This window comes from Lachnospira sp., from assembly GCF_016290755.1.
Taxonomy (GTDB): Bacteria; Bacillota; Clostridia; order Lachnospirales; family Lachnospiraceae; genus Lachnospira; species Lachnospira multipara.
Genome location: NZ_JAEEVD010000064.1, coordinates 1 through 12,025 on the forward strand (window position 1 = coordinate 1; position 12,025 = coordinate 12,025).

Consider the following 12,025-nt stretch of genomic DNA (forward strand, 5'->3'; position numbering starts at 1 on the left):
ATATCGTAAGCATAGCCTTTAGAAAGACCAGAATTTATTCTAGCTTCATTTAAACTAATATTCTTTTTTGCTAAAATGTCATTATAATATTGACTAAAGCTAAGCTCCTGTCCTTTAACATAGCTTAGATAATCTTGTAAATCCTTTTCATTCTTGACGGATTTTAAATAATTAAACAGTTCTACAGTATCCTTTTGATGGTTAGCCATAATACCCTCCCCATTAACATGATAAAACATTATCCTTTAGCAAAATAAAGTGCCCTCAAATATTGATGAACACTAGATTTATGATATAATATTTTAGAAATAAATAAAAGTATCTCTAAGGGATATTTTGGGATTAATTATTAGATAACAAAGAGGAATTATGACAGAATACGAGAAAGTAGCGTTGGCTATGTATGAAAATGTTGATGAGGTGGATGAAAGTCATAATGTTAGTTTAGTTAGAAGTTTAGTTGATAAACAATTTTATGTAAAAAAAGAACTAGAAAACTATAATAAGAAAATATATGACTACCTCAAGGAAACGAAGAATATTTTCTTTCCAATCATAAGTGAATGTATACTAGATGATGAGAATCCTTCTAATGACGGGGATTTAAAGGAAAAACTAATTATTATAGAGGAGTACATAAGCGGGGAAACTTTAAGCCAAAGAATTGAAAAAAAGGGACATCTTTCTGAAGAAGAAAGTGTTAAAATAATAATAGACATATGTAATGGCTTAAAACATTTGCATAAAAAGAACTTTATAAATAGGGACATAAAACCAGATAATATTATTATTACTAGGACTGGGGAAGTTAAGATTGTGGATGTGGACTCTGGCAAGGAAATTAATAGGGAAACCAACACAGATACGAGATTAATTGGGACTCCTGAATACTTCGCACCAGAACAGATTGGCCTTGGCTTTCACTCTTCGGATGAAAGAACAGATATATATGCTTTGGGAATAGTTTTTAATGAGATGTTAACGGGAGACTATCCTAAGAATAAGATGGTTGAGGGCGTATTTAAGGAGATAGTGCTTAAGGCAACACAACTAGAACCAGAAAAACGCTTTAAGAGTATTGATGAATTTATGGAGGCTATTATTTTTTGCCATAAGAATCATATGTCTTATAATTTGAAAAAGATATATGATAGTAAAATGTTACGAAAAACAAATAGTCGATTCGATACTAAAAGTTGGAAGTTACCAGGATTTAGATCTGGAAATAAAGTAAAGATTGTTTTGGCATTGCTCTATTACATTTGTTCTTTTATTTTTGCTTGGAGTTGTTATTTACCACCGTATACTCAATCTAATAATCTCATAATAGGAATGATTTGTACGATATATTTAACTTGTTGCTTTTATTTTTTATCGTTTGTCATTTTTAATTATAGAGGAATTAGAGATAAACTACCCTTAATGAAAACTAATAATAAAATCTTGTACGTAATATTTGCGATAATTTGGTACTTTATAATTATTTTGATAGCATTTGCTGTAGTAGCAATTGTTTGGAGTATAATAGAGGCCATATAATAAAGGACTTAAAAAGTTCGCTATCAGCGTACCAAGTGCCAAATGAAAATTGATATTCTCGTTAAGTAAAAAATAACGAGGAGGTCATTTTTATGGCAGAGGAAATGAAAAACGAAGTAAAAAACGAAAAGAGACACAGTGGTTTTGCAACTGCAGCATTAGTATTAGGCATTGTTGGGATTGTATTATCTTTCATTCCAATTATTAATAACGCAGCCTTTATTCTTGGTGTGTTGGCAGTAATTTTTGGATTGGTGAGCTTAATTAAGAGAGCTAGTAAGGCAAGTGCTTTTGTTGGTTTAGTTCTTGGTGTTGCGGCTTGTGCTATTACACTTTATATGCAGGAAAGCGTATCTAAGGCATTGGATGATGCAATTAATGAAATGGATACTGCTTTTGATGATTTAGACGGATCTAATACTGATCAATTATTAGAGAAATCTATTAAGGTTTCTTTTGGCGCATTTAGTGTTGATAATAGCGAATTTATAACTTCAACAAAGTTACCAGTAACAGTAACTAACCTTGAAGCTGAGACAACAAGTTATTCAATTCATGTGGAAGCTATTGATGCTAATGGCAGCAGAATTGGCGATGATTATATTTATGTTAATGATTTGGGAGCTAATCAAAGCCAGGTCTTTGATTGTTTCGAATATATTTCAAGTGATGAAATTGCAAGCTATGAAGCTGCTTCATTTAAAGTAGTGGAGGTGAGCAAGTATTAGAATAAGGAGGCATTTATGGAGATTTTAATGTTGGAATCTAGCGTTTATGGCGAGGATATTTCGCTAGATAAGTTTGATAAGTTAGGAAATGTGATAAAATATGAGCGTTCTAATCCTAGTGAGGCTTTAGAAAGACTAAAAAAACACAATCCTGACGTAGTAATTGTAAACAAGATTCTTATGAACAAGGAGGCCATAGATGCCGCTCCGAATTTGAAAGTAATTGCAGAAGCTGCAACAGGATACAACAATATTGATATTGAATATGCTAAAGAAAAAGGAATTAGAGTGGCAAATGTAGCAGGCTATTCTACAGATTCAGTGGTACAGCATACATTTGCTTTACTCTTTTATCTTTATGAAAAAATGAGACATTACGACGAGTTCGTAAAAGACGGAAGTTATGCAAACTGGCCAGTATTCTCATATTTTAATAACATTTTTTATGAATTAAAAGGTAAGAAATGGGGTATTGTAGGGCTTGGAAATATAGGCTCAAAGGTAGCTAAAATCGCCACAGATTTTGGTTGCGAAGTGTTAACTTATTCAGCTAGTGGTCACAAGTATGACAGCCCATTTAAGCAGGTAGAACTTGATGAATTATTGAAAGAATCAGACATTATTTCAATTCATGCACCACTTAATGAATATACTAATAACTTATTTAATTATGAAAATCTTTCTAAGATGAAGAAGAGTGCGGTTTTACTTAACTTAGGTCGTGGACCTATTGTTAACGATGTAGATTTAGCTAAGGCTTTAGAAGAGGGAAGAATTAGCGCTGCAGGTCTTGACGTAATTAGTGTAGAGCCAATTGCTAAGGACAATCCACTCCTTAAGATTAAAGATAGCGACAAGTTAATCATTACACCTCACATTGCTTGGGCAACTCATGAGGCAAGAGAAAGATTAATGGATGAGATTTATGAAAATATTGTCGCATATTTCGAGGGTCGTGAAAGAAACGTTATTGTGTAAAAATGTATAACCTCTTTGTTAATTAATAATATTATATAACGCTTCTTCTGACATAGAGGAATATTCCAAAAACAGCTCCTAGCTTGCATAGCTAGGAGCTGTTTTTTGCTAGAAAATTATATGATAAAAAACAGTACTAGATAAATAAAAAATATAAAAAGTCGCTTTTATTCAAAAAATCAGTTTGAATAAAAGCGACTTTTTTGCTATTAGTTTAGCTTAGTTGAACAATTTAGTTTGCCTTTTTAAAGCTGTCTTCCTTAGATTCATTTTCATTATGCTTAAAGAAAAGCTCAGACTTTAATGTTCCTAGTGGATCAGTAATTAACATATAAACTACCCATATAATAAGAGCAAGCACAACTACTGATAAACCAAGGAATGTGTCATTTAACATATCAGCTGCGCTTGGTGTAAAGTAAGCAGCTTTTAATTCTACATATTCAAAAATAGCATCGCCAAGCCACATAAGTGAAGCACCCCAATATAACCAAATAAGAATTCCACACTTTAACTGGCGAGCCTTTGGGCTTACATACCAAATTACAGTAGCAATTATTGCTGCAATTGTAGATATAAGTAATGTCATAATAGTACCTCTTTTTTATTAGTTATAAGTGCTAGTTAAATTAGTTAGCCTTAGCTTTTAATAGTTTCTTTTCCATTGATGAAACTACAGCTAACATGCCAAGCCAAACAACAAGAATAATTCCTGTCATTGTAACGCCTACAGTTGCCATTTCGTGGAACATTTCAGCCATTGAAGATGGATCTTCCATTGCAGTTAAGAATGGGAAGAAAGGTACAACCTCACCGTGCCATACATGCTCAAAGGCAAGTAAAACTGCACCGCCGATTAACATTTTCACTAACCAAGACAACTTTCTTGAAACAGGAATTGCCTGAATCTGATTAGTACTTTCTTCTTTTCTTTCATGCTGTTCATTCTTCTTTGCAACCTTAGATGCAACCTCGACTGCAACAGCTCCTGCTGTAGGAACTAAAAAACATGCCATATAATCCCTCCTTAAATATTATCTAAAAATAGTTTAAATAACATTCTAATAATAGCACAATGTTGTCTAATAAACAACGTAATGGTATAATCTTAAACAATGTTTAAGACGGAAAAATCTTTGTCTTAATAGGAAATTTTTGAAAGAAAAGGACATTTTTAAAATGTATAATTACGTATTTTTTGATTTGGATGGAACATTGACACAGTCTGAATTTGGTATTTTACAGGCCATTGAATATACTCTAAAAAAGATGGGAGAGGAAGAAACTAGTAAAGAAACAATGCTAAAATTTATCGGCCCTCCCCTTTATGATTCTTTCGTGGGAATTCTTGGTTACGACGATGAAAAGGCCAACAAGGGAGTGAAGATTTTCAGAGAATATTATGAATCTACAACTCTTTTCAACGCTCCGCTCTACGAGGGCATTGAAGAGGTTTTAAAGAAGCTACACGCAAAGGGCAAGAAGCTCTATGTAGTAACTTCAAAGGTTGAGCGTATGGCTAAGGCAATTGTTGACCACTTCGGCATCGACAAGTATTTTGTTGGAGTTGTGGGCTCAGATCCTAACTCAAAGACTCACGGCAAGGACGAGCTTATCCGTCGTGTTTTTGCCATGGAAAATGTAGACGACATCTCTACTTGCGTCATGATTGGCGATAGATTATTCGATATTAACGCCGCTAACAAGGTGGGCATCGACTCAATCGGAGCAGAATACGGCTACGGCACTCGCAAGGAATTAGAGGAGTGTGGTTCTACATATATCGTAGAAAAGCCAATGGAGATTTTGGAAATTGTGGGCTAGTGGAAAGCCAGTTGGTTTTGTGGATTATGACTATGAAAAATTAAGGCTTTGTGGATTACATAGTTGAAGGCGAGAATTGTGTATTGGCCATCATTAGTAGAATGGCCGCCATTAAATGGAAGAGGCTAAATTGACACAATTGTAAGGCTTATGAGATAAGGAGATGGAAAAATATGGCAGAGTTAACAACCCTCATTTATTTGAAAAAAAACGACAGTTATCTCATGCTTCATAGAGTTTCAAAAAAGCATGACATCAACAAGGATAAGTGGCTTGGAATTGGTGGTCACTTCGAGGCCTTTGAAAGTCCAAGTGAATGCATCATAAGAGAAGTAAAGGAAGAAACTGGATATACAGTAAATAAACCAGACTTCCGCGGCATCGTAACCTTTGTTGCTTTTGATAATAAGGAAGATTACGAAAAGAAGTGCAACGGAATTTGCGAATACGTTCACGTCTTCTTATCAGAAGATTTCTCAGGAGATGAAGAGACCTGCGGCACAAACTTTCCTTGCGATGAAGGCAAGTTAAAGTGGGTGAAGATAAAAGACATCTACGACCTTCCCATCTGGGAAGGCGACAAGCTCTTCTTAAAGGCGTTAGAAGAAGATAGAGAATTCTTCAATCTTAAGTTGATTTATGTAGGAAATGAATTAGTAGAACATGAGTGGTTCTAAGATAGGATAGGGAAGCCCCCGCCAATGCGAAGCATTGGTGGGGGCTTTGTTGTGCTGATGGGGTGGGAAGATATATGGAGGGTGCTTACTTAATATGGGGGGATTGTGCCTTTCGTGAGTGATATGCTCAATTCTAGCCACAGTTGTGTAGGAAGCTGCGAGGGGGTGTTTACTTAATTTGTGGGACTTGTGCCTTTCGTGCGTGATATCTCTCATTACAGCCACCAGCTTCCGGGACTTAACAGAGAAATTTAGCTTTCAAAAAGCAAGTTTGTGCTTCCCGGAGCGAAAAACACTAAAAAAGGGCACAGCAATTCCCATAGCTGTAAAGCTATAAAAAGCGAGTTTGTGCTTACCAGAAGCTTAACGCGGGAAAAAAGGCACAGAAAATCCCGCAAGGAAATAGTGGAAAAAGCTTGTTTGTGCCTCTAGGGACGAGATAGAAGAAAAAGAGCACAAGGAATAGAGGATAGCTTCCAAGAATTTAATAGAATTTGTGCCTGAAAGTGCGAGAAAAGCAAGTTGGGGGCACAAAGCCCCGGGAGGCAGCAAAAACCCGGGACGAAATCAAGCTCCACGACGAACAAATCCCCGGGAAATGCCAGCCAGCCGGGATGAAACCAAGCTCCACTAGGCACAAATACCCGGGAAGCAGCAAAAAACCGGGATGCAACGAGCTCCATAACTCGTAAGCACCCCGGGAGGTGTTTAAAAACCCGCTAAATCGACTCCACCACTGGACTGATCAACTTATGCCAATCCTGAAGTGAGTTAACCTCGCTGTCTTTTCTTGCCTGGTGGGCTTCGTTAATAGTCTTGATACCTGTAGCTGCGGCCTTGGCAGCGGCTACAGTTGTGATATATGGAATCTTAGCCTTAACGGCTGCTTTTCTTAAGTAAGAATCATCATAGGCAGAATCCTTGCCAACAGGAGAGTTGACGATTAAGTCGATTTCTCCGTTATTTATGGCATCGATGATGTTTGGGCGACCCTCATATATTTTGTAAATACGATCTGCTGGAATTCCGGCAGCGTTAATAATCTTACAAGTGCCCTCAGTAGCAACAATCTTGAAATTGCTCTCCTTAAAGAGGTTAGCAATCTCAGCAATATAAGGCTTGTCAGCCTTGTTAACTGCAATTAAGACAGTTCCTGTTAAAGGAAGAGTCTGCTTTGCAGCTTCTTGAGCCTTATAGAAACTCTCGCCCTCATCCCTTGCAATACCTAAAACCTCACCAGTAGAGCGCATTTCAGGTCCAAGAAGTGGGTCTACTTCAGGGAACATGTTAAATGGGAAGACCGCTTCCTTAACACCAAAGTAAGGAATGTTTTGATCCTTAAGATTTGGCACAGGAGAAGGTCTGCCAGTAATTTCTGAAGTGATGATATCAGTGGCAAGTGGCACCATGCGGATGTTACAAACCTTAGAAACCAAAGGCACAGTACGCGATGCTCTTGGATTTGCCTCAAGAACGTAAACCTTACCCTTTTCAATGGCATACTGCATATTCATAAGGCCCACAACATGCATTTCCTCAGCAATCTTTCTTGTATATTCCTTGATTGTGCGAAGAACATCAATAGGGATGTGCTTTGAAGGAATGATACAAGCGGAATCGCCAGAATGGATGCCCGCAAGCTCGATATGTTCCATAACTGCCGGAACATAGGCGTGGAGCCCGTCACTAATAGCATCAGCCTCACATTCAAGGGCGTGTTGTAAAAATCTATCTATAAGTATAGGTCTGTCAGGTGTTATACCTATTGCAGCCCCCATGTACTCTGTCATCTGCTCGTCATCATAAACTACTTCCATGCCACGTCCCCCAAGAACATAAGAAGGACGAACCATAACCGGGTAGCCGATTTTATTTGCAATCTTAATAGCATCCTTGGTGTCCACAGCCATTCCAGACTCAGGCATTGGAATTCCAAGCTTATCCATCATTGCCCTAAACTGGTCTCTATCCTCTGCAAGGTCGATAACCTCAGGGCTTGTACCAAGAATCTTAACTCCATTTTTCTTAAGCTTACTTGCAAGATTAAGAGGAGTCTGGCCGCCAAACTGAGCAATAATGCCCACCGGCTTCTCCTTTTTGTAAATGCTAAGCACATCCTCAAGGGTTAGTGGCTCAAAATAAAGCTTGTCCGATGTATCATAATCAGTGGAAACCGTCTCAGGGTTACAGTTAACAATGATAGTCTCAAAGCCTAGCTTCTTTAGAGACTGTGCGGCATGAACACAACAGTAGTCAAACTCAATACCCTGGCCGATTCTGTTTGGACCACCACCAAGAATCATAACCTTTGGCTTTTCAGAGCTGATTGGATTTTTGTCCTCGCCGTTATAAGTTGAGTAGAAGTAAGAGCTATCCTTAGTTCCTGAAACATGGACGCTATCCCAAGCCTCTAAGATGCCGGCATCCTCTCTAGCATGTCTAATGTTTGACTCAGAAACCTGTAAAATCTGGCTAAGATATTTATCTGAGAAACCGTCAAGCTTAGCCTTCTTTAAGTCCTCCTTTGCTGGAACCTTGCCAAGATAAGTGGAAACTAAGTATTCTTCTTCCTCCACAAGTTCCTTCATCTGCTCAATAAAATATTTCTTCACCTTTGTAATTTCGTGAATTTCCTCTACGGTAGCGCCCTTTCTAAGAGCTTCATACATCATAAAATGTCTCTCTGAATTTGGTGTATTTAGCTTCATCAAGAGCTTCTCTTTTGAAAGTGTATCAAAATCTTTAACATGGCCTAAACCATATCTATTTTTTTCAAGGGAACGAATAGCCTTCTGGAAGGCTTCCTTGTAGTTCTTTCCGATACTCATAACCTCGCCTACGGCGCGCATCTGAGAACCTAACTGATCTTCAACACCCTTGAATTTTTCAAAGGCCCATCTTGCAAATTTAACTACCACATAATCCCCGTCAGGCTTGTATTTATCAAGAGTTCCGTATTTTCCACAAGGGATTTCTGAAAGTGTAAGTCCTGCTGCAAGCTTTGCAGAAACTAAGGCGATAGGGAAACCAGTTGCCTTTGATGCAAGGGCAGAAGAACGAGAAGTTCTAGGATTAATCTCGATTACAATGATTCTATCAGACACAGGGTCGTGAGCAAATTGGACGTTAGTTCCGCCAATTACCTGAATTGAATCAACAATTTTATAAGCCTGCTCCTGAAGTCTTCTTTGTACATCTTCAGAAATAGTAAGCATCGGAGCAGTACAGAAGGAGTCGCCAGTGTGAACTCCCATAGGGTCAACATTTTCAATAAAACAAACTGTAATCATGTTGCCCTCTTTATCGCGGACAACCTCAAGTTCAAGCTCTTCCCAGCCAAGGACGCATTCTTCAACTAAAACCTGGCCCACTAAACTTGCCTGCAAGCCACGCTCGCAAACTGTCTTTAGCTCTTCCTTGTTGTAAACGATACCGCCGCCGGCACCCCCCATTGTGTAGGCAGGACGTAAAACCACTGGATAGCTAAGCTTTTCGGCGATTCGAAGGGCCTCATCCACGGAGTAGGCAACCTCTGAACGCGCCATTTCGATGCCGAGCTTATTCATAGTATTCTTAAACTCAATTCTATCCTCGCCACGCTCAATGGCATCCACCTGAACGCCGATAACCTGAACCTTGTACTTATCTAAAATCCCCTCTTTATTTAATTGGGCGCACAAATTTAAACCCGACTGTCCACCAAGATTTGGCAAAAGCGCATCCGGTCTTTCCTTGGCAATAATCTGCTCAAGACGCTTTGTGTTAAGTGGCTCGATGTAGGTTACATCAGCCATTTCAGGATCAGTCATGATGGTTGCTGGATTGGAATTGACTAGGACGATTTCATAGCCTAGCTGGCGAAGTGCCTTACAAGCCTGAGTTCCTGAGTAATCGAACTCGCAAGCCTGTCCAATGATAATAGGACCAGAGCCTATTATGAGAATCTTTTTGATATCTGTTCTTTGTGACATATTAAACTATCCTCCCTTTTTGCTAGCATGCAGTAACATGCGTGTTTTGGCGCCGCGATTCATCGCTTCACCCCATTAAAACCATTATATCACGCCAAAAAGAAGTATTCTATTAATTTAATTGATTTTTTGTAAATGTATTGCTACACTTTTATATAAAATTAAGAAAAAATGGAAGGAAACAATATGGACTATATTAAGAAAAATGAGACAGATTACGACATTTTAAAGGCTCAGTTTGAGGGCTTTATTGAGATAGAAGACCACTTCATTCCAGTGCTTGCCAATGCTAGTGCACTAGTTATGGAGAATTTAGAGGATTTAAACTGGGCAGGTTTTTATTTAACAGAGAAGTTCTTAGGCCTTGATAAAAAGGAAGTTAAGGAACAGAATTTAAGCGCCCATAATCATTCTAATAAGGAACGTTCTCCTTACGATTTGATTCTTGGCCCTTTTAACGGAAAGAATGCCTGCGTTAAGATAGCAGTAGGCAACGGGGTTTGCGGCACTGCGGTAAAAGAGGATAAAGTAATGTTAGTTAAAGATGTTAATGAATTTCCTGGACATATTGCTTGCGATAGCGCCTCTAATTCAGAAATCGTTATTCCAATTCACAAGAATGGTGAAATCATCGGACTTCTAGATATCGACAGCCCTTATAAGAATCGTTTCTCTGAGGCAGATAAGGAAGGCTTATTAAAATGTGTCGCAGTATTAGAAGAACAAGTTTCATGGGAGAGATAAATTATGTTTAGACTTTGGTGTAAAATTTTTGATGATAGCAGGCACCTTGTAAAAGATACAGTCATTGAAAATCCGGATCCAAATTTAAATCGAACAAGAAAGATTTTCAACGGTTTAAGAGATGCCTGTTATGAGTTCGACCTTGGGGAACCCATCTGGTTGAATTCAAATATAGAAGATTTTAAAAAGCATAGTAAGGTAAAATTTATTCAAGATAATTTTGTGGAAGAAATCGACTTTTCTTATCTAGAGATTGAGGTTATAGAGGAAGATTAGGGAGCGAGTCTTGACTATTGAAAATGTATTGTAACTAGAAATGTGTTGATACATTTTCAAAAATAAATTAAATATGAGGGGGATTAGCTATGGCAAACTTAAAAAAATCATGGAAGAAATTCACAAAGAAAATGAAGAAGGCAACTAGAAATGATTACAAGAAAATGCAGCGAAATGATAACATTTTCACAGGTATTGTAGCTGCGGTTTTTCTAGTAGTTATGCTTGTTGGCGCAATTAGTCTTACAGATACAGAGGACTAGGAACTTGCGTTGACAATAGTTGTAATAAATTTTATACTAGAATTCGTGTGAGTGCATGCATTTGCACTAATATAGTAAACGTGACGGGTGCAAACCCTAGAATAAAATTGTCATAAATGAAAGGACTAAGATTATGGCTAACACAACTAATTACAATCCGAAGTCGATTGAGCCAAAGTGGCAGAAATACTGGGAGGAGAACAAGACATTTGCAACTGATGTTTGGGATTTTTCAAAGCCTAAATTCTATGCACTTGATATGTTCCCTTATCCATCAGGTGTAGGTCTTCATGCAGGTCATCCAGAAGGCTATACAGCAACAGATATTATTTCAAGAATGAAGAGAATGCAAGGATTCAACGTCCTTCATCCAATGGGTTATGATTCCTTTGGTCTTCCAGCTGAGCAGTACGCTGTACAGACAGGTAATCATCCTAATGGCTTTACACAGAAGAATATTCAGACTTTTACTGGTCAGTTAAAGGAACTTGGTTTTGACTATGACTGGGATAAGTTAATTGCTACTAGTGATCCATCATTCTATAAGTGGACTCAGTGGATTTTCAAGCAGTTATATAAGGAAGGCTATGCAAAATATATCGATATGCCTGTTAACTGGTGCGAGGAATTAGGTACAGTTCTTTCTAATGATGAGGTTATTGATGGTAAGTCAGAGCGTGGCGGTTATCCAGTAGTTCGTAAGAACATGAAGCAGTGGGTAATTGACCAGGTTGCTTTTGCAGATAAGTTACTTGAAGGTTTAAATGAAATTGATTGGCCAGAATCAACTAAGGAAATGCAGAGACACTGGATCGGCAAGTCTGAAGGTGTTGAGGTTAAGTTCCAGATCGTTGGTGGTGGCGAGTTCTCTATCTTTACAACATGTATTGAAACTATCTATGGTATTACATTTATGGTACTTGCTCCAGATGGAGAGATTGTTAAGAGCTTACTTCCAAGAGTTAAGAACCCTGAAGAAGTTCAGGCATACATTGATGAAACTTTGAAGAAAAACGACATGGATA

General features: G+C 38.0%; 13 protein-coding genes. 9 read left to right on the forward strand and 4 right to left on the reverse strand.

The genetic code is table 11. The annotated features are described in order from the left end of the window. Nucleotides 1–209: hypothetical protein (locus QVA17_RS11280; RefSeq protein WP_287388977.1), on the reverse strand; the 209-nt coding region annotated here is incomplete at its 3' end. A 160-nt stretch (nt 210–369) separates the two neighbouring features. Here QVA17_RS11280 and QVA17_RS11285 point away from each other — a divergent pair. The 3 genes from QVA17_RS11285 to QVA17_RS11295 all read left to right on the forward strand — a co-directional run bounded on the left by QVA17_RS11285 (nt 370) and on the right by QVA17_RS11295 (nt 3,245). Further along, a complete protein-coding gene (locus QVA17_RS11285) occupies nt 370–1,539 on the forward strand; it encodes a serine/threonine-protein kinase (protein WP_287388979.1) in 1,170 nt (389 codons plus the stop codon). 92 nt (nt 1,540–1,631) lie between these two features. Continuing rightward, complete coding sequence (locus QVA17_RS11290; protein ID WP_287388980.1) at nt 1,632–2,267, forward strand: DUF4190 domain-containing protein; 636 nt, start codon at nt 1,632–1,634, stop codon at nt 2,265–2,267. Between the two features lie 15 nt (nt 2,268–2,282). Continuing rightward, the gene (locus tag QVA17_RS11295) at nt 2,283–3,245 is read left to right on the forward strand and encodes a D-2-hydroxyacid dehydrogenase (RefSeq protein ID WP_287388982.1); all 963 of its coding nucleotides are present in this window, start codon (nt 2,283–2,285) and stop codon (nt 3,243–3,245) included. A gap of 232 nt (nt 3,246–3,477) precedes the next feature. On the opposite strand, the gene QVA17_RS11300 is transcribed toward QVA17_RS11295, so the two are convergent. After that, complete coding sequence (locus QVA17_RS11300) at nt 3,478–3,834, reverse strand: hypothetical protein (protein ID WP_287388985.1); 357 nt, start codon at nt 3,832–3,834, stop codon at nt 3,478–3,480. 40 nt (nt 3,835–3,874) lie between these two features. Further along, entirely contained in the window at nt 3,875–4,261 is a 387-nt protein-coding gene (locus QVA17_RS11305) for a hypothetical protein (RefSeq protein ID WP_287388986.1), read from the reverse strand. A gap of 163 nt (nt 4,262–4,424) precedes the next feature. Between QVA17_RS11305 and QVA17_RS11310 the strand changes: the two genes are divergently transcribed. Then, nucleotides 4,425–5,069, forward strand: coding sequence for an HAD-IA family hydrolase (locus QVA17_RS11310; RefSeq protein ID WP_287388987.1), 645 nt, complete (start codon nt 4,425–4,427; stop codon nt 5,067–5,069). A 173-nt stretch (nt 5,070–5,242) separates the two neighbouring features. Beyond that, on the forward strand, nt 5,243–5,746 hold the full coding sequence (locus QVA17_RS11315) for an NUDIX hydrolase (RefSeq protein WP_287388988.1): 504 nt from the start codon (nt 5,243–5,245) through the stop codon (nt 5,744–5,746). Nucleotides 5,747–6,465: 719 nt separating this feature from the next. Here QVA17_RS11315 and carB read toward each other — a convergent pair. Beyond that, nucleotides 6,466–9,717 carry a carbamoyl-phosphate synthase large subunit gene (gene carB, locus QVA17_RS11320; protein WP_287388990.1) on the reverse strand — a complete coding sequence of 1,084 codons (3,252 nt, stop codon included), beginning with the start codon at nt 9,715–9,717 and terminating at the stop codon, nt 6,466–6,468. Between the two features lie 186 nt (nt 9,718–9,903). On the opposite strand from carB, the gene QVA17_RS11325 reads away from it, so the two are divergent. From QVA17_RS11325 to QVA17_RS11340, 4 genes are all read left to right on the forward strand, one after another. Continuing rightward, nucleotides 9,904–10,461, forward strand: a complete 558-nt coding sequence (locus QVA17_RS11325) for a GAF domain-containing protein (RefSeq protein WP_287388992.1) — start codon at nt 9,904–9,906, stop codon at nt 10,459–10,461. 3 nt (nt 10,462–10,464) lie between these two features. Beyond that, on the forward strand, nt 10,465–10,737 hold the full coding sequence (locus QVA17_RS11330) for a hypothetical protein (RefSeq protein ID WP_074520371.1): 273 nt from the start codon (nt 10,465–10,467) through the stop codon (nt 10,735–10,737). A gap of 89 nt (nt 10,738–10,826) precedes the next feature. Continuing rightward, nucleotides 10,827–11,000, forward strand: a complete 174-nt coding sequence (locus tag QVA17_RS11335) for a hypothetical protein (RefSeq protein WP_287388994.1) — start codon at nt 10,827–10,829, stop codon at nt 10,998–11,000. Between the two features lie 133 nt (nt 11,001–11,133). Beyond that, the coding region (locus QVA17_RS11340) for a class I tRNA ligase family protein (RefSeq protein WP_287388996.1) at nt 11,134–12,025 on the forward strand (892 nt) is incomplete at its 3' end.